Source organism: Paenibacillus roseus (genome assembly GCF_016424485.1).
GTDB lineage: Bacteria > Bacillota > Bacilli > Paenibacillales > Paenibacillaceae > Paenibacillus_D > Paenibacillus_D roseus.
In genome coordinates this window covers 86,957-103,938 of sequence record NZ_JAELUP010000089.1, presented here as the reverse complement: position 1 = coordinate 103,938, position 16,982 = coordinate 86,957, and the positions used below count along the sequence as shown (strand labels likewise).

Annotated in this window: 16 protein-coding genes; 3 read left to right on the top strand and 13 right to left on the bottom strand. The window is 51.9% G+C overall.

Features of this window, described 5'->3' with window-relative positions; all coding sequences use genetic code 11:
• The first annotated feature begins 32 nt into the window (after positions 1 to 32).
• Positions 33 to 650: a TetR/AcrR family transcriptional regulator gene (locus JFN88_RS16025; protein ID WP_199020267.1), complete on the top strand. Its 618-nt coding sequence runs from the start codon at positions 33 to 35 to the stop codon at positions 648 to 650.
• Positions 651 to 832: 182 nt separating this feature from the next.
• Here the strand turns inward: JFN88_RS16025 and JFN88_RS16020 are convergent, their stop codons facing one another.
• The 7 genes from JFN88_RS16020 to rfbH are packed head-to-tail and all read right to left on the bottom strand — an operon-like array spanning position 833 to position 8,989.
• On the bottom strand, positions 833 to 2,041 hold the full coding sequence (locus JFN88_RS16020) for a glycosyltransferase family 2 protein (RefSeq protein ID WP_199020266.1): 1,209 nt from the start codon (positions 2,039 to 2,041) through the stop codon (positions 833 to 835).
• Positions 2,042 to 2,049: 8 nt separating this feature from the next.
• Positions 2,050 to 2,862, bottom strand: a complete 813-nt coding sequence (locus JFN88_RS16015; RefSeq protein ID WP_199020265.1) for a class I SAM-dependent methyltransferase — start codon at positions 2,860 to 2,862, stop codon at positions 2,050 to 2,052.
• On the bottom strand, positions 2,846 to 3,982 hold the full coding sequence (locus JFN88_RS16010) for a tetratricopeptide repeat-containing glycosyltransferase family 2 protein (RefSeq protein WP_199020264.1): 1,137 nt from the start codon (positions 3,980 to 3,982) through the stop codon (positions 2,846 to 2,848). The genes JFN88_RS16015 and JFN88_RS16010 overlap by 17 nt, the downstream gene beginning before the upstream one ends.
• Positions 3,979 to 5,763 carry a thiamine pyrophosphate-binding protein gene (locus JFN88_RS16005; protein WP_199020263.1) on the bottom strand — a complete coding sequence of 595 codons (1,785 nt, stop codon included), beginning with the start codon at positions 5,761 to 5,763 and terminating at the stop codon, positions 3,979 to 3,981. Before JFN88_RS16005 ends, JFN88_RS16010 begins: the two co-directional genes overlap by 4 nt.
• Before the next feature lie 39 nt (positions 5,764 to 5,802).
• A complete protein-coding gene (gene rfbG / locus JFN88_RS16000; protein ID WP_199020262.1) occupies positions 5,803 to 6,882 on the bottom strand; it encodes a CDP-glucose 4,6-dehydratase in 1,080 nt (359 codons plus the stop codon).
• A gap of 20 nt (positions 6,883 to 6,902) precedes the next feature.
• Positions 6,903 to 7,670 carry a glucose-1-phosphate cytidylyltransferase gene (gene rfbF / locus JFN88_RS15995; RefSeq protein WP_199020261.1) on the bottom strand — a complete coding sequence of 256 codons (768 nt, stop codon included), beginning with the start codon at positions 7,668 to 7,670 and terminating at the stop codon, positions 6,903 to 6,905.
• On the bottom strand, positions 7,667 to 8,989 hold the full coding sequence (gene rfbH / locus JFN88_RS15990) for a lipopolysaccharide biosynthesis protein RfbH (protein WP_199020260.1): 1,323 nt from the start codon (positions 8,987 to 8,989) through the stop codon (positions 7,667 to 7,669). The genes rfbF and rfbH overlap by 4 nt, the downstream gene beginning before the upstream one ends.
• Before the next feature lie 136 nt (positions 8,990 to 9,125).
• Here rfbH and JFN88_RS15985 point away from each other — a divergent pair, with 136 nt between their 5' ends.
• Complete coding sequence (locus tag JFN88_RS15985; RefSeq protein WP_199020259.1) at positions 9,126 to 10,607, top strand: glycosyltransferase; 1,482 nt, start codon at positions 9,126 to 9,128, stop codon at positions 10,605 to 10,607.
• 111 nt (positions 10,608 to 10,718) lie between these two features.
• Here JFN88_RS15985 and JFN88_RS15980 read toward each other — a convergent pair whose 3' ends face one another.
• The 5 genes from JFN88_RS15980 to JFN88_RS15960 all read right to left on the bottom strand — a co-directional run bounded on the left by JFN88_RS15980 (position 10,719) and on the right by JFN88_RS15960 (position 14,519).
• Positions 10,719 to 11,474: a hypothetical protein gene (locus JFN88_RS15980; protein ID WP_199020258.1), complete on the bottom strand. Its 756-nt coding sequence runs from the start codon at positions 11,472 to 11,474 to the stop codon at positions 10,719 to 10,721.
• Positions 11,475 to 11,489: 15 nt separating this feature from the next.
• Positions 11,490 to 11,903 carry an alpha-helical endospore appendage domain-containing protein gene (locus JFN88_RS15975; RefSeq protein ID WP_199020257.1) on the bottom strand — a complete coding sequence of 138 codons (414 nt, stop codon included), beginning with the start codon at positions 11,901 to 11,903 and terminating at the stop codon, positions 11,490 to 11,492.
• 18 nt (positions 11,904 to 11,921) lie between these two features.
• Positions 11,922 to 12,236 carry an alpha-helical endospore appendage domain-containing protein gene (locus JFN88_RS15970; RefSeq protein WP_199020256.1) on the bottom strand — a complete coding sequence of 105 codons (315 nt, stop codon included), beginning with the start codon at positions 12,234 to 12,236 and terminating at the stop codon, positions 11,922 to 11,924.
• A gap of 420 nt (positions 12,237 to 12,656) precedes the next feature.
• On the bottom strand, positions 12,657 to 12,965 hold the full coding sequence (locus JFN88_RS15965; protein WP_199020255.1) for an alpha-helical endospore appendage domain-containing protein: 309 nt from the start codon (positions 12,963 to 12,965) through the stop codon (positions 12,657 to 12,659).
• A 285-nt stretch (positions 12,966 to 13,250) separates the two neighbouring features.
• Positions 13,251 to 14,519 (bottom strand): exosporium glycoprotein BclB-related protein, encoded by a 1,269-nt coding sequence (locus JFN88_RS15960; RefSeq protein ID WP_199020254.1) that lies wholly within the window; start codon positions 14,517 to 14,519, stop codon positions 13,251 to 13,253.
• A 230-nt stretch (positions 14,520 to 14,749) separates the two neighbouring features.
• Between JFN88_RS15960 and JFN88_RS15955 the strand changes: the two genes are divergently transcribed.
• Positions 14,750 to 15,898, top strand: coding sequence for a glycosyltransferase (locus tag JFN88_RS15955; protein WP_233167932.1), 1,149 nt, complete (start codon positions 14,750 to 14,752; stop codon positions 15,896 to 15,898).
• A 144-nt stretch (positions 15,899 to 16,042) separates the two neighbouring features.
• Here JFN88_RS15955 and JFN88_RS24625 read toward each other — a convergent pair.
• The coding region (locus JFN88_RS24625) for a BclA C-terminal domain-containing protein (protein ID WP_233167930.1) at positions 16,043 to 16,982 on the bottom strand (940 nt) is incomplete at its 5' end.

Sequence of the window (16,982 nt, the reverse complement as noted above, 5' to 3'; positions counted from 1 at the left end):
CCTGAATTTTATATATAGGGAAGGGGAAGCCGATGACGGAATATCAACCCAAGAGAAAGCCTGGACGGCCCAAGAGCTCCGGCAATGTCCAGACGATGCCGCAAATTCTGCACACGGCTTCACGCCTGTTCATGGATCAGGGCTTTGAGAAAGTATCACTGGAGACGGTAGCGCAAGCATGCGGAGTAACCAAGGCGAGCATTTACTATTACTTCAACAACAAATCCGAGCTGTTCACGGAGGCGCTGCTATTCGTACTTCAAATTGCCTACATGCAGACTGAGAGGCTGATCCTCTCGGACCAGCCTCTGCGCGAGCGTCTGATTGCTATTGCTGAAGGCCATATGCGCAATGCCCATGTGGATTTTGAGACCATGATGCGCGAAGCTTCCGCTGGTCTGACCGACGAGCAGATTCATAAAATCCGCGACGGCGAAGCAGCCATTCACCATCTGCTCGGCGAGGCGTTCCATGACGCAATCCTGAGCGGACAGATCGCTCCCTGCGATCCAGTGCTGCTCGCACATGTCTTCACCGGGGCGTTGACGATCCGCAATCGCCAGCCTGTCATGGAACAGCGCGCGACCACCCGGGAGGCCGCAGCCGAAGTTGTTGATCTCCTTTGGCTAGGCATGCTGCCCCGACCCTAAGAAAATTAATCACAGTCATAACGAATGGATCACATCCAAAACCCATATCCAAAACCGGCGGCTTGTCCCACCTGATTATGGATGAAGGCGCTCTGTCTGGCGAAGCTGTTGCTTAAGCTCCCCGATAGAAAGCGCCCTCGCTTGTATTTATTTGGAGGATCATGTTTATAATGCGTACTCTCTTAAAATCTGTTCCTGACGGTCACGCCCGCATTCAACCTTAACCCTCCGTATGCAGCGTCCTCCTCCAGCCTGTCAGGGGATGCAAAGCCACTGTCCTTGCGTACCATAAAGCGCTGCTCATTCTCTCCGCTTGGCAGTACGACTATATCCGCATCCTCAACCGAAATTTTCAGACCGGAAAACTTCCGGCGTTCGTTCTTTTCCAGCTCATCGCCCGGTTCCAGAAACAGCACGAAATCCTTGGTCGCCAGATCAAACGCGAACTGATATGCCTCCTCGCCATCTCCCTCCCCATAGAAAGCAAACACACGGTCCGTATACTGTCCCGCAATCTCCGCCGCCTCTCCATCTGCATCCGGTACGATGACAATGGTCTCCTCCACTGCATCTATCCATGTCGCAAGTGTATGACGGAGCCGCTGCGCATCCTGCTGCGCCACCACACACAGGCTGACCGATATCTCCGGCCGATAGATCAATTCATGAATATTATTGCCCCACTTCTCCGTCGCCTTCTTGCTATTCTGCTGCAGCAGTGTATTCAAATTGTCGCTTGGCAACTGATTCATCGTAGCGTGCCCGTAATGGTGGATGAAGGAATCCATCGCTACATACAAGCCATAACCTTGACGAATTGCCCGCAGGCACAGGTCATCATCCTCGTAGTTGCCCAGGCCAAACCGTTCGTCGAACCCGCCGATCTCATCCAGCACAGTGCGCTTGACAAGCAGGCAAAAACCTACGAGCCGGCGCACCGACAGCTTGCTCCCTGCATGGGCCTCGATATGAGACTTGGAGAAGGCGTCAAGCCCCGCCAGATCGGTGTAAGTAACCGGAATTCGCTGATGGCCGCTGGAATAATTCGTCACTGGTCCGACCATGCCGATATGTTCAGAGCTGTACAGCGCCTGCAGCATATTTTTCAGCCAGTCCTTCGTCATAATCGTATCATTGTTAAGAAACAGCACATTGTCGCCGGTCGCCAGCTCAACCCCCTGATTGCAGCCTTTGGCGAAGCCGAGATTTTCTTTATTCTCATGCAAGATCACATCCGGCTGCAGCCGGGCATAGCCGGGTGTCCCGTCGGTAGACCCGTTATCAATAATGATGATTTCATGTTCCTCCGGCGTATGCCGACGTATGCTCTCCAGACAGCCTATCGTCATGGCGAGCTGGTTATGTGTCAAAATGACAATGCTCGTTTTCATCGTTCACCTCACTGTTTTCGGAGCCAGAATGAAGCGCCGTTGCGCGGGACAACCTTCATGCTTCGTTCAGCAGTCCATAATGGATTTAGAATAGCGCTCAAGTCCGCGTCATGCTCGACAAAGGCGCTCGGAAATACAATCTCGAAGCCGCCTTGCCCGCCAAGCAAGAAGGAAGCCAGCAAATACTGCTCGTTATAATAACGCTTCGTCCAGGCTTCCGGGTAATCATGCGGCAAATAAATATCATGGAACTGAACCAGCACGCCCGGCTTCAAATACGGCAGCACCTCCAGCATAATGACTGTAACATCCGAGTTCATGAAGGAACGGTGGCTGCTGTCCACAAACAGAATATCGCCCGCTTCCAGCGTCTCGAACAGGCTCAAGTCCACACTCTCTGCGCCGCTGCGAATCAGCACATCGCACAGTTCGTCGATTTCAGCTCTTGGCGCGGGATCAATTGAAGTGATCTGTGTATCCAATTGCTGATCTGCAATAGCCTGCTTGGCGAATTTGGTGGAGTTGCCAGAGCCAATCTCAATGTATCGTTTGGGGCGGTAGCGGCCAATAATTCCATACAGTGCAACGGCGTCTAGTCCGGGGAACCAGGAGTTCAGCCAGACCGGACGCCATGGCGGGTCGCTTGCATACAGATCAATGGCCGTCAACTGATCCGTATAAACAAGTAAATGCCGCAGCAGTTCCGCGTAACGGTCCCTGCCTTCATTAATAATTTCATATAGACGGGGATGCACCGGCTTGCTCCAGCCAAATCGCGATGCGGGCTGAAGCGGATACTCGAAATTAACGTCTGGACTCATGTTTACCCTCCGTTTTACCTTTGCCTACGGCCTTGATTTCCACGTACTGATTGCCCAACAGTTCCTTGAAATAATCCCGGTTGTAGAGCATGCTCGGATGTGAAGGATAGAAAGTAAGCGCCAATTCGTTATGGTAGCTGGCTTTCTTATGCTGTCCGAGCCGATCGTAGCAAAGACAAAGCTGCAGGTGGGGCAGCCATGTCGACGCCGCTTTGTTGGTCATGCCCATATTGTCTTTGTTCTCCGGCAGGCGCAAAGCAAGATCATACCAGTACACCGCCTGATTGTAATCTCCGCGTTCGAACAGGTAGGCGCCAAGTCGGCAGCTGAACTCCGAACGCGGCTTGTCGTACAGCAGCGTCTTGCATAGCCACTGAAACTCCTGCTCTTTGTTGCCCTGCTTTGCCCAACATTCCGCTCCTTTCAGGCAGGCTTGAAAATTGTCCTCGATCCAGCCCTGGCCTGTATTCAGAAACCGCCCGTAATAATCGACCGCCTCTTCATTGAGGCCATGGTCCCTAAGCTCATTGGCATAATAGTATAAATCCCGAGGAGAGAATTCTTCTCCCTGTTCGGCCCGCTTGCGGTAAATGCGCAAATTGCGGTCCGTATGCTCCTTATCCTTTTTATGCGTGATGCAGGCATCGCTGGGGAAAATGGGGCCGAACACGGCCAGATATTCATGCACCGGCCCTATCCATTGAAACTGACGGTCCCGCCTGACCACGCGGTTGCGCCGCAGCGAGGAGACTACATTGCCTTCCCCGTCAAAGGCCAGATTGTACGGCATGCTTACACTGTTGTACTCCGGGGCGAGCGTCGTCTTCAGTTCGCGCAGCAGCTTCTGGTCCTTCTCTTCAATGGTGTCGTCGGCATCCAGCCATAAAATATATTCCTTGGTGGCTTTGCTGAAGGAGTAATTGCGAGCGGCGGCGAAATCATCAATCCACTTAAAATCGTATATTTTCGCGCCGAAGCTCTTGGCGATTTCCTTTGTTTTATCCGTTGAGCCCGTGTCCACAATAATGATTTCATCGGCAATGCCTGCTACGCCTGCCAGGCATTTAGCCAGGCTGTTCTCCTCATTGCGGACAATCATGCACAAGCTGATCGCAATCATACGCCCCCCCTGTCCGGCTTCTTCCATGCCTCAATGATCATGACCGATTCCAGCTCACCCGGCGCAAGCTCAGGAGACATATTCTCGACCGGATGATGGACGGCAAGCTTCGGTGTTACCGTTGTATCAAGCGCCAGCTTTACCTCAACAAGTACACTGCCTTCGGCTCGAAGGGCAGCTTCAATTTGCTCTGGGGCCTTACTGACATCATCAATCGTAAAGGCTTTCAGTCCATAGGCATGTGCAATCGCTGGCAAATTCGGACAACTGTAACTGTTTACAGTAGACTGACGGCGTCCGGAGAAATACATATCCTGAAATTGCCGCACCATTCCCAGGTTGTTGTTGTTCATAACGAAAATTTTGATCGGCAGCCCGTGTCTGGCGACCGTATTCAGTTCCTGAATGTTTACCTGAATGCCACCGTCTCCGGCAATGACAATGACTCGTCTGCCGGGAGCCGCCTTCGCTGCGCCGATCGCTGCCGGAAGCGCAAAGCCCATTGCTCCCATGCCGCCTGCATTGAGCAGCCGTTGTCCTTCCCGCAAGCGGAACGACTGGCTCGCCCACATCTGGTGCTGCCCCACATCCAGTACGATCAAGTCGCCGGCGGCGCTGCGGTCCGACAGCAGTTCCATGAAGCGATTCGGTTCGATAGCCCCGGATGCCAGCTCCGGCGTCCCGCTCGGATACCTGGTCTTATAATTGCTGATGACGCCGTGCCATGGCTTGTAATCTTTCGGCTGCCTGTCGTGCAGCGCTTTAAGCAGTCGGGTCAGAAAGCTCTTCACATCCGCATGGACGGCCAGATCAACACGCACCTTCTCGTTCAGCTCTGCGGCATCGATATCTACATGCACCTTTACCGCTTCACGGGCAAATGATTCCGGCAGCGTCCCTGTTTGCCTGGTATCCAGGCGCGAGCCGAGAATAAGCAGAAAATCACTGTTGGCCACTGTCAGATTGCTGTATCGATTCCCGTAAGAGCCGATTAGCCCTGCGCTTGCAGGATGAGTTCCGGGGAGCGCGTCAAGTCCAAGCAGGGAATGCACGACCGGTATGCCGGTGCGCTCCACCAGCTCACGAAGCTCAGCTGTCGCATCAGCGGACCGGATCCCCCCGCCGGCAAGAATAACCGGACGGCTGGCCTGCCCCAGCAGCTCCAGTGTCCTTGCGATGTCACGGCTGCTGACCGGCTTGGGCGTTACACGCAGCGCATGGTGCTCGCTGCTGCCGTAGAAGCTTTCCAGCTGATCCGGCTCAATCTCCGCCCGCTGTACATTCATCGGCAGATCAAGCAGTACCGGTCCGGGTCTGCCGTGTCCTGCCAGAAAAACAGCCTTCTCCAACTGATAGCGAATCTGTGCGGGATCGGTGACCATCTCCGCATACTTGACGATTGGCCGTACAATGCTGACAATATCCGTCTCCTGAAATCCGATCTGTCTGACCGGACGATCTCCCTTGTATTCGTAAGTATTTACCTGTCCGGTTATGAACAAAGAAGGCACCGAATCGAAGTAGCAGCTTCCGATTCCGGTAAGCAAATTGAGCGCGCCCGGTCCGCTCGTCGCCATGGCAACGCCAAGCTTTCCGTTTACCCGCGCATACCCCTCTGCGGCAAATGCCGCCGATTGCTCATGATGAACCGATATGCAATCCATGTCCTCCCGGTCATAGGTTGCGTCAAGCAGATGGGCGATTGCTCCGCCGATCATCTCGAAGATGTGGCTCACCCCCTGCTTGCCTATAAAATCAATCACATAGTCGGAAAGCTTCATGTGGGTACCCTCCTCTCCTGGTGTCTGGCTGTCTGACTGTTACCCGTCTCTCCCGTACTCATCAATCTGCCTCAGACACAATGCTTTCGCAGGCGTACCCTTCGCCAGTTCCTGAAACCATTCGATCGTCTTCTCCAGCGCCCGTTCTACCTTCCACCGCGGACGCCAGCCAAGCTCCCGTCTCGCTTTGGAACTGTCCAGCTTCAAATCGGCAGCTTCATGCGGATGAGCTTGATCGTCCCGCTCATGGAAAGACGGATTGCCCCACAGTTCCCCAACCTTGGCGGCCACCCATTCGACATTGCGAACGCTCTCCTCATCCGGACCGAAGTTCCAGGCTCCAGCCCCTGCAGGCCCCCGCTCGACGAGTTTCTGCGCCAGCAGAATGTAGCCGTGCAGCGGCTCCAGCACGTGCTGCCAAGGGCGCGTGGCATAAGGACTGCGGATACGGAGCTTCTGATTGCCCTGCAACGCGCGAACGCAATCGGGAAGAAGACGGTCCTCCGACAGGTCGCCGCCGCCGATCACATTGCCCGCCCTCGCCGTGGCCACCCCTACCCCATGCCGCTCATAGTGCGCGGGATTAAAGTAACTGCTGCGGTAAGCGGACGTAACCAGTTCCGAACATGCTTTGCTGTTGGAATAAGGATCGTACCCGCCAAGCGCGTCATTCTCCCTGTAGCCCCAGGGCCATTCTCGATTCTCGTAGCATTTGTCCGTCGTCACATTCAGAACAGCCCGAATAGAAGCGCCGTCCAGGGCCGCTTCCCGAACCGCTTCCAGCACATGCACCGTTCCCATGACATTGACCTCATACGTATGGACAGGAGCGCGATATGAATGCCGTACCAACGGCTGAGCCGCCATATGGATCACGACCTCGGGCTGTGCCTCCCGCACCGTTCTGGCAAGCGCCGGATAATCGCGTATATCACTGATGACGGATTTCATCCACGATTCGCCTTCACATCGCGCAAACAGGCTGGCCTCATGAGCAGGCGCCAGTGCATACCCGGTTACCTCTGCGCCCAGTGAATGAAGCCACACGGACAGCCAGCTTCCCTTGAAGCCGGTATGACCGGTCACCAGCACCTTGCGTCCCTTCCAGAAATTTGACATGTTCTCACCTTTCACTTCGCTTATTTCCAACTGGCACGCCCTGAAGCCCATAACTCCTCCAGGTAGTTTTTGTCCCGCAGCGTGTCCATCGGCTGCCAGAAGCCGCTATGCTTATATGCCATCAGTTGTCCTTCCTCGGCCAGTTGCCTGAGCGGACGCTGCTCCCACACTTCGCTGTCCTCGTCAATGTAGTTCAGCACCTGAGGCTCCAGTACAAAAAAGCCTCCGTTCATCCAACCCCCGTCCCCGCGCGGCTTCTCCATAAACCCCTTGACCGACAACGTATCCTCCAGTTGCAACGCGCCGAAGCGCCCCAGTGGCTGCACCGCCGTAACCGTGGCCAGCTTCCCGTGAGACTTATGGAACTCTACCAGCGCCCCGATATCAATATCCGCAAGCCCGTCTCCGTAAGTCATCAGGAATGGCTCTTGTCCCACATATTTCTGAACCCGCTTCAGCCGCCCGCCTGTCATCGTGTCCCGTCCGGTCTCCACCAGCGTCACTTTCCACGGCTCCAGATAACGATCATGGACAATCCGCTGATTATGATTGCCGAAGTCAAAGGTGACATCGGTCCCGTGCAAATAATAATGGGCAAAGTATTCCTTAATGACATGGCCCTTGTAGCCGAGACAAATCACGAACTCCCGAAAGCCATGTTTGGAAAAAATATTCATGATATGCCATAAAATCGGCTTATCTCCGATCTCGATCATCGGCTTGGGCTTCAGATGCGTCTCCTCGCTGATGCGTGTACCGTACCCTCCTGCCAGCAGTACAACCTTCATAGGGTCCTCCCTTCGAGAAGCTTGTGAAGCACATCCGCCATATACCGGAGCATTGGCTCGGTCAGCCCCGGGTACACGCCAATCCAGAAGGTCCGGTTCATAATGACATCCGTATTCGTCAGCGGACCGGCTACCCGATGCACAATATCCTTATAGGCCGGTTGACGCAGCAAGTTGCCGGCAAACAGCAGCCGGGTTCCAATCTTGTGACTCTCCAGCGCCTCTACAAGTTCATTGCGGGATAGCGGCGCTCCCTCCCTGACTGTAATAGGGAAGCCAAACCAGCTCGGATCACTGCCTTTCGTCGCCTCCGGCAGAATGAGCACATGCTCCAGCGGCTCTAATGCCGTCTTCAAATAATTGAAATTGACCTTGCGCTGTTCTACAAACTGGGGCAGTTTCTTGAGCTGTGCCGTTCCCACTGCCGCTTGCATATCTGTCACCTTGAGGTTGTAGCCGATATGGCTGTACGTATATTTGTGGTCATACCCGCACGGCAGTGTCCCCAGTTCCCAGCCGAAGCGGCGACCGCAAGTATTGTCCTTGCCGGGCTTGCACCAGCAATCTCTGCCCCAGTCCCTGAAAGATTCGGTAATCTTCTTCAGCCTCGCATTAGAGGTAAGAACTGCCCCTCCTTCACCCATCGTAATATGGTGTGCCGGATAGAAGCTGACCGTTGCCAAATCTCCGAATGTGCCGACCTGCTGGCCTTCATAGAGCGAGCCAACCGCGTCGCAGCAGTCTTCAATCAGCCATAGTCCATACTTGTCGGCAATTCGTTTGACCTCGTTCAGATTGAACGGATTGCCTAGCGTATGAGCCACCATAATGGCCTTCGTCTTGCTGCTTATAGCTGCTTCCAGGAGCTTCGTGTCGATGTTGTAGGTCGGGATATCGACATCAATAAATACCGGAACCATGCCATGCTGAATCATCGGATTTACAGTTGTAGGGAAGCCCGCAGCAACCGTAATGACCTCGTCTCCCGGCTGCAGTTGCCTGCTGCCAAGCTGCGGAGAGGTAAGCGCCGAGAAGGCAAGCAGGTTCGCGCTTGAGCCGGAATTGGTCAGCAGCGCATAGCGCTGCTTCATGTACGCAGCGAATTCCCGTTCGAACTGGCGGGCGTATCTTCCCTCTGTCAGCCAAAAATCAAGCGAGGAATCGACGAGAACCGACAGTTCCTCTGCATCGAATACTTTGCCGCTGACAGGGATATATTCCTTGCCTGGCTGAAAGGCGCGCCGCGGCCACTGGTCGGCATAATAATCCGCAGTAAGCCGCAAAATTTGCTCGCGCAGTTGTTGTCCAGAATCCTTCATGAAATGCAGTTCCTCCTAGCGGGCATTGATGACTTGCAGCTTCGCAGCCCTTTTCTGCGAATATGGAATAAACAGCTTCCTTTATGTATATGTAATCAGTAAAAAATAGTTTACTGATTTCCAAAGGAGGGTGCACATGACCTTTATCAGCGAGGAACTGGCCGCGCGGTTTCACCGTTTCGGATCGAATACTTTTGTTCAGGAAGGCGGGCAATTCGTATATCCCGAAGATGTGTCCATTGGCAGCAATGTATTTATCCGGGCGCATTACTGGTTTAATGTCATTAGTCCGGGACTCGGGGCAAGCCCGAAAATCATTATTGGGGACGGCACACAATGCAATCTGGGACTGGTCATATCCGCAGTAAATCAAGTAGAATTCAAAGCTAATGTTTTGACTGGTCCCAATGTTTATATTTCCGACACCGATCATCAATATCGCGAGGTCGGCATCCCGATTCATTCCCAGGGAATTACCTCGTATTCCAACCGCGTCGAAATCGGGGAAGGCGCCTGGATTGGAGCTAATGCGGTCATTGTGGGTCATGTAAAGATCGGCAAGGGCAGCGTAATTTCAGCCAACAGTGTCGTAACGGGAGATGTGCCGGACTACTGCGTTGTCGGAGGTTCTCCCGCCAAAATATTAAGAGTATACGACCCTGGTTCCGGACAATGGCTGCGCACCCGCTCCAAGCGGGAGGCTGGCCGTATACTGGAACGGAGAAAAGAACAACCGCTGCTTTCAATTTGTATTCCGACGTATAACCGGGCGCGCGATCTTGAGCAGTGTCTGGCATCGATCTATTCGCAGATCGGTGACACCGACCTCGTTGAGGTGCGGGTGAGCGACAATGCATCCGACGACGAGACCCCCGAAGTGCTCAAACGCTATGCCGAGCAATATCCCGGCCTTCATTATGAGCGCAATGCAGAGAACATCGGCGCCGATCCGAATATTTTGCACGTTGTGGGGCAGGGCAAGGGGAAATTTCTTAAAATCCAAGGCGATGACGATTTCTATGTACAAGGAACGCTCATCCCTCTGCTTCATGTGCTGCATACGTACAAGAACTGCTCTGTCATTCATATTGACTTGCTTCAGCCTACCGGTCTCGTCGAAGCAGATGAAGGGCTTGAAGCATTTTTGCACAAATCCTCCATCTATTCCTCCTTCATATCCGCAACTATTCTGCGCCGCGAAGATTGGGAGCAAATTGAGGATAAAAGCCTGTACCTCGACTCCTCCTTTAACCAAATCTATTGGCAGTATGCCATGCTGGAGCGAAATCCCAAATTTTGCGTCGTACACCGCAGCATGTTCACCTATGCCGGCAACGATACCGCCAGCTACAACTTCGGCAAGGTGTTCATTGACAGCTACCAGCGGATATTGCAGCATTTTGCGGGGCGGGGTTTATCAGAAGACGGCATCCGGGCCGACAAACAGCGGGTCTTCTATTCCTTCATATTGCCATGGTTCCAGCGCTTTGCAGCCAGCGGCTCCGGGAAGCTGGAAGGTTTCGAGTCCTATTTCAACGAGCATTATGGGAGCGAGCCCTATTACCTGGAGGCTCTGGAACAGATTCATCGCATAACCTCCAGGCACGCCTCTTCATAAGCTATTATTCATAGATCGGCGACTGGCCTGTACCTTCCGATCCGACGCTCATGGCATAGAAGAACTCTCCGAAACGCTCGCGTCTCAGAGGGTTCTTCTATCCTTTCAAAGTCAAGGAGATTTCAAAAATCGGGTATACTTGGCTTGACCGATTGTAACGCTTACTTTATTGAAAAATACTGGCGGCTGTGTTGCGGGGGAGCGCTTTTGCCGGACAGGCGCATTCTCCCGCAACACCTCCTCCGTAATTTCGATTCGCGGTCTGCCTGCAAGTTCTCCTGCTATGTCCTTCAACTCTTGCCAGTCCTGATTATCCACTTCCCTGTTCGGCTGTTGTTCTTCATAGTCTGCAATTATTTCAAAATCTTCAAAGTCTTCAAAGTCTTCAAAGTCTTCACTTCGCTCTTGATCCCGTCGTGCGAAATCATGCGGGTCTTCCGGCAGCATACAGGTTTCTTCCTTCATTTGCGGCTGTATGTAACAGGAACTCAAATCATTCAGGCTGTCCAGGATACGGTTTGAGCAATACCGGTTTTGAAGCGGCTTTTGCGATAGTAGAGTCTTGAACCGATCCAGTTCCGGCAGCATTTCATAATGCAGGTATGCATGCCCGCTGCCATGGTCGGTATCGACAGCATGTCTACCCATTTCGGCATCCACATAGGCCATCGAATTTTGCTTTCTCTGACTTTGAATATGAAGTTGGACGAGCGTATGCAGCATATCCATCATTTGAAATTCAAGGAGCCGGTTTTCCCTATTCGACCCTTCAACGGCCCGTTCTGCCAGTCCTGTGCAAATACAGATAACAGAGGCGGTCAACCGCTTGAGAGAAGGCTTATAATCGAGGGCTGTTATGCTCTCCACAGTCTCCACCTCTTATCACCATTCATCGTATTCCTCCCATTCCGCATACCTCATGTCCTCCAGATCATCCGGCACCTGGCGCCGCCCCCCGTTGTGCTCGCCCCGATCTCTGCTCTCCGCAATATAATGGCCGTCCGCTCCCTGCAACTCCAGTTGAAGTACCGTATCAAGCTTTTTGAGCAGCATCCATTCCGCCATGACGACAGAATCCATGAACTGAATGACAGAATGGTTAAATTTAATAATGTCTTCAATTGAAGAGACGCCGCGGCCAAGATTCTCTTCTGAAAAGGTACGGATGTGCTCCGCTTCCGTATCCAATAGTCTAGATAGTGCTTTTTCCTCCGATGCAATGGATTCGATCAGATGAGATACTGCTTCGTTCATTGTTGGGATGGGCTGGGAGGGTACCTTTCCTTTGATCTCCATCTTGATCCTCCTTTGCTCCTACTCTTCGATACACTCCTCTATAAATTCACAATGCCCTTCCAGTTTCAGGACGTCCTCCAGCTTAAAATGGAGCAGCATCTGATTCTTGATTACATTTCGAAGCAACCGGTCCACACTGTCATTGATCCGTATGGCGTCGCCCAGGCTGAAGCAATGCTCATGAATAACCTTTTGCAACTTTTCCGCTTCGGCATTAATAATATGGGACAGACCGATTTCTTCCAGAGCGATAGAAGTAAGAAGAAGATTGACAACCTCGGGCCTTTTCAAAATAATTTCAGGCGTAATATCCGGGACATTCGGCATACTCATCGCTTTCATCTTCCTTTCATTATGTAATGCGTCTCGTGCCATCCGCGCTATTGATCATAAGTGCCTGCTTGAACCGTTAGTCCAACATGGCGCTCATTCGGCAAGAAAACAAGCGGCAGTGGAGGCTCTCAGGTATGTAACCCGAGACCGAAAATGTAACAAGACGTCCTGCATGGGACGATCATAATTTACAAACCTCTTTTTTGAAGCAACCGATCTATATAAGTTGAACGAAAGAAACGGGAGCAGGCCTTGCCTGACTTTCTTTCGTTCAACTTATATATAATTCTGCAACTATATATATGAACAGTTTGTTTATTCCATGAGCGTTACCCAAAGAAATTATAAAAAAAGACGTGTCAAGGACAGATCCGCAATGATCGTCGCCCTCGCACACGCCCTTACAAACTGTGAATGAATTCAAACCGTCACCGACACATGGGCTAGAACCGAATCCAGCTTCTGCTGCAGCAAAATCTCCTTTCTTACGACCTCCTGCAAAGTCCGCCTCACACTTTCATCAATGGTCAGCAAGTTCGACAAAGTTGCCGGCGGCGTTAACCCCGGGCCTAATGTGCCGACGACAAATTGAATTTTCTCGGCCTCCGCATTTATTACGTGAGCCAAAGCCAGCTCCTCCAAAGCAATGGAAGCCAAGAGCAATGATATTGTCTGGCCAATCGTAATCGAAATCGTAGGGGTAATATTAGGTATAGACGCTTGAGACAAAGCCAATCACCTCTTTTGAAATATTGAGTGATAAACACCCGTAGAGCACACTGTAAACAAATGAACCTCTGAAATCGCTCTGCCGTTCGCCTTCCTTTCTTTGTTTTTTTATGTATATGACACACTGCTTATCTTTCTGAACTAAAAAAATTCAGAAGATGCAAACATGCCGGTTCTGGCGATAGAAGCCGTTTCAGCTCATTTAGAAAGGGAACTTTATAAATGTATATATTTTAAAAAAAGCAAACCATACCTGGATGCAGTATGGCTTGCTTATGATTGTTGTTAGTTGATTGCTACTCCCGCGCTTGCATATCCAGCCAAAGTAGTCGCCAGAGCAATACCTGTAGTTGTAACCGAGAATACCAGCAACAAACGAGTCTGTGCAGTTACAGGAATTGCGAGTCCCGTAGCGATGTTGTTGATTGTTGTGCCGATAGTAACCAACCCGGCTAATGGAGGAAGTGTAACACTGGCGCCCGGAATCGGACTGAAGGTATTATTCGGTGTGGTGGAGCTGTAAAGTTGGGCTGTAACTGATGCCGCGCCAGCCAGAGTAATACCTGCTGTCACACTGAAAAATGCTGCAATCGACGTAATTGTCCCCGCGCGCGGCGCCGAGAACGCAAAGTTAAGCAGTGTGCCCGCAGCCCCTGTCAGGTCGATTGTCGTTCCAACAAGTGTAACGCCAGCTACCGAGTTGCCGAAACCTACCAGACTTGTCGTACCAGCCAGACCGCCTGCCAACGTCGTGAGAATAGCTGGAACTCCAGAAGCATATGGGATAATAGCACCCGATCCGGCGACTCCCGTAACTCCTGTCGTTCCGGTCGTTCCTGTTGCTCCTGTAACCCCTGTCGCTCCCGTGGCTCCCGTGGCTCCTGTTTCTCCAGTGACTCCCGTGGCTCCCGTGGCTCCGGTCGTTCCTGTTGCTCCGGTTACTCCTGTTGCTCCAGTGACTCCTGTCGTTCCCGTTGCTCCGGTTACTCCTGTTGCTCCAGTGACTCCTGTCGCTCCTGTCGTTCCGGTCGCTCCAGTTACTCCTGTTGCTCCAGTGACTCCCGGGTCACCTGTTGCTCCTGTCGTTCCCGTGGCTCCCGGGTCACCTGTTGCTCCTGTCGTTCCCGTGGCTCCGGTCGCTCCTGTTGCTCCTGTCGCTCCTGCAGCCCCTGTCGCTCCAGCTCCGGTTGGGCCTGCAGGCCCCGTGGGTCCTCCCGCAGGTCCTGTAGGTCCAGTTACACCAGTAGGACCCTGCAAGGTTGCAGCTCCTAAAGCACTATCCAATTTAGATTGAAGAAGCAGTTCCTTCTTGATAGTGCTGTCCAATGTAGCTCTAACACTTTGGTTTACAGCAAGTACGTCGCTGATTGTAGCACCAGGACCGCTAATGCCTGGAAGTGTTCCTAACACGAATTGAATCTTTTCGCCCTCTGCATTAATAATATGGCTTAGACCGATTTCCTCAAGAGCGATAGAGGAAAGAATTAAGTTTATGGCATCATCCCTGGTAATCGTAATGTTAGGACTAATATTAGGAATATTCGGTTGAGACATGTTTCATCCAACTCCTTCTTCAATTTAATACATTACAATTTATTCCTTCCCCTGCGTGAAGGAAACACCTTCCCCAAACTTTTCTTTCCCCTAGCTGTATCCGTAACATCGTCCACTGTTCAAATCGTGCTGGAATGGTCAAAGACGCCCTGCCGTCCTTTTAATTTGCTGTTCTTATACGTATAACAATGGGAATATAATGTAGTAAATGATTATAAGGAGTTGGAGCTATGGGGGGGCCTTCACTATCGCTGTGCATGATTGTCAAGAACGAAGCGGCCTCTATTGGCCGTTGTCTGGACAGTGTCAAAAATATTGTGAATGAGATTGTGATCGTAGATACGGGCTCCAGCGACAATACCTTAGAAATCTGTAAAACATTTGATGCACAGGTATTCAGCTTTCCATGGAACGACAGCTTTGCTGAAGCACGCAATTTTGGCCTGAATCATGCCCGTGGCGACTGGATTATGTGGCTGGATGCAGACGAACAGTGCACAATCTCTGATTTGAAAGCATTTAGTGAGCAGTTAAAACAAGAGACTGAACTGATATATGCAGTCCACTTGGTCAATTACATCGGGAAAGATACAAACCCCGATCACGCCTTCCACATTACACAGCCTCGGCTGATTCGCAACCATCGCGGCTTCAAATTCATCAACCGCATTCATGAAACCTTTGACTTGACGAATGCGGCTCCTTATCTGCTGAACCAAAACATACCTGTTATTTCTGCAGTATTTCATCATTATGGATATATGGATGATGTGATTTACGCAAAAAACAAAGTGCATCGAAATATCGCCTTGCTCCAACGCGAAATCAGTGATCAGACCCACTCACCTTGGATGGAATACCATTTGGCAGTTGAATATGCCCGCTTACAATATTATGAAGAATCATTCAAATTTGTGAACCTTTCTATAGCCCGTTTTGTCGAGAGCCAGCTAATGCCTCCTTCTCTTCTCTACCGACTCAAATATTCCGTGTTAATTGCTTCAGGGAATCTGCAGCCTGCACAGGAAGGGATTGAAAAAGCGCTTCTCCTCTACCCGGACTATATCGATTTGCATTTTTATAAAGCACTCATTTTGTATTTGATGAACCAATTTGACGAAGCGTTGGAGCAATTCGAACATTGCCTGGCGATCGGCGATCAAATTACGTCCCACTTGTCGCTGAAAGGGACCGGAAGCTTTCAGGCATGGTACTATAAGGGTCTGTGTTATGAGCAATTGGGTTGTCCAGACAAGGCCGCCGATGCTTATCAGAAAGCTGCAGATCTATCTTGCGGCTATGAGCCTGCCATAAACGCATTAAAGAAGCGTCATTCCGATAGCGCAACTAACCGGCTGTTCTCAGACCTGCTTTTATGATCCGCTTGGATACTTCACCTCATAGCTTGAATAAACTGTCGAAACCAGTGGAACTGCGACCCGCAAGAAGGACGCTTTGAAGACAATAGCCATCTTGTGGTCACAGCTCACAGTCTCCTGACAACGACAGTTTTTTTAACCGGTCTAGCTCAGTCTAATGATCGATATTCCTGTAGGCGCTGACGAAGCCAGCGTTGCAGTACCCACCAAGCCGAACAATTGAAGCTCAATTGTAGAGCTTGGCGAAGGAACGTTAACTATGAAGCTGGCATTGAACGCTGTTAAACTTACGACCGGCGAAATAACAGACTGTGGAACAGCTGTCCCGTTCAATAAAACCCTTGAACTTACAAGAAGCCCTGCCGTCAAGTTTATCGAGTACGAAATAAAGTAGTTCCCCGCATTTGCAAGCGTAAATACGGTATTGCCTCCATTGATGGTAACGCCTGCCCCAATAACCTGATTGTTCGGTACAGTGACGTCCGTACCGCCGAGGGCTACGAGAATTAATGTTCCAGAGGTATTACTGCCGAAGGCAGAGTTCGCTGTCAGACTTGTGCCCGTTACCCCCGTCACTCCGGTTACCCCAGTAGCTCCCGTCACTCCGGTTACTCCCGTCACTCCGGTTACCCCGGTGACTCCCGTTACTCCCGTTACTCCTGTGGCCCCGGTTACCCCGGTGACTCCTGTCACTCCGGTTACCCCGGTAGCTCCCGTCACTCCCGTTACCCCGGTAGCTCCCGTCACTCCGGTTACCCCGGTAGCTCCCGTCACTCCCGTTACCCCGGTAGCTCCCGTCACTCCCGTTACCCCGGTAGCTCCCGTCACTCCGGTTACTCCCGTCACTCCGGTTACCCCGGTAGCTCCCGTCACTCCCGTTACCCCGGTAGCTCCCGTCACTCCGGTTACCCCCGTCACTCCGGTTACTCCGGTTACCCCGGTGACTCCCGTCACTCCGGTTACCCCGGTGACTCCTGTCACTCCCGTTACCCCGGTTACCCCGGTGACTCCTGTCACTCCGGTTACCCCAGTAGCTCCCGTCACTCCGGTTACCCAGGTAGCTCCCGTCACTCCGGTTACCCCG

Coding starts and splice junctions, on each gene's coding strand:
- JFN88_RS16025 (WP_199020267.1), top strand. CDS start 33: ATGACGGAATATCAACCCAAGAGAAAGCCTGGACGGCCCAAGAGCTCC.
- JFN88_RS16010 (WP_199020264.1), bottom strand. CDS start 3,982: ATGATTGCGATCAGCTTGTGCATGATTGTCCGCAATGAGGAGAACAGC.
- JFN88_RS15955 (WP_233167932.1), top strand. CDS start 14,750: ATGGGGGGGCCTTCACTATCGCTGTGCATGATTGTCAAGAACGAAGCG.
- JFN88_RS15975 (WP_199020257.1), bottom strand. CDS start 11,903: ATGGAGATCAAAGGAAAGGTACCCTCCCAGCCCATCCCAACAATGAAC.
- rfbH (WP_199020260.1), bottom strand. CDS start 8,989: ATGAAGGATTCTGGACAACAACTGCGCGAGCAAATTTTGCGGCTTACT.
- JFN88_RS15985 (WP_199020259.1), top strand. CDS start 9,126: ATGACCTTTATCAGCGAGGAACTGGCCGCGCGGTTTCACCGTTTCGGA.
- JFN88_RS16005 (WP_199020263.1), bottom strand. CDS start 5,763: ATGAAGCTTTCCGACTATGTGATTGATTTTATAGGCAAGCAGGGGGTG.
- rfbG (WP_199020262.1), bottom strand. CDS start 6,882: ATGTCAAATTTCTGGAAGGGACGCAAGGTGCTGGTGACCGGTCATACC.
- rfbF (WP_199020261.1), bottom strand. CDS start 7,670: ATGAAGGTTGTACTGCTGGCAGGAGGGTACGGTACACGCATCAGCGAG.
- JFN88_RS16020 (WP_199020266.1), bottom strand. CDS start 2,041: ATGAAAACGAGCATTGTCATTTTGACACATAACCAGCTCGCCATGACG.
- JFN88_RS15960 (WP_199020254.1), bottom strand. CDS start 14,519: ATGTCTCAACCGAATATTCCTAATATTAGTCCTAACATTACGATTACC.
- JFN88_RS16015 (WP_199020265.1), bottom strand. CDS start 2,862: ATGAGTCCAGACGTTAATTTCGAGTATCCGCTTCAGCCCGCATCGCGA.
- JFN88_RS15970 (WP_199020256.1), bottom strand. CDS start 12,236: ATGAGTATGCCGAATGTCCCGGATATTACGCCTGAAATTATTTTGAAA.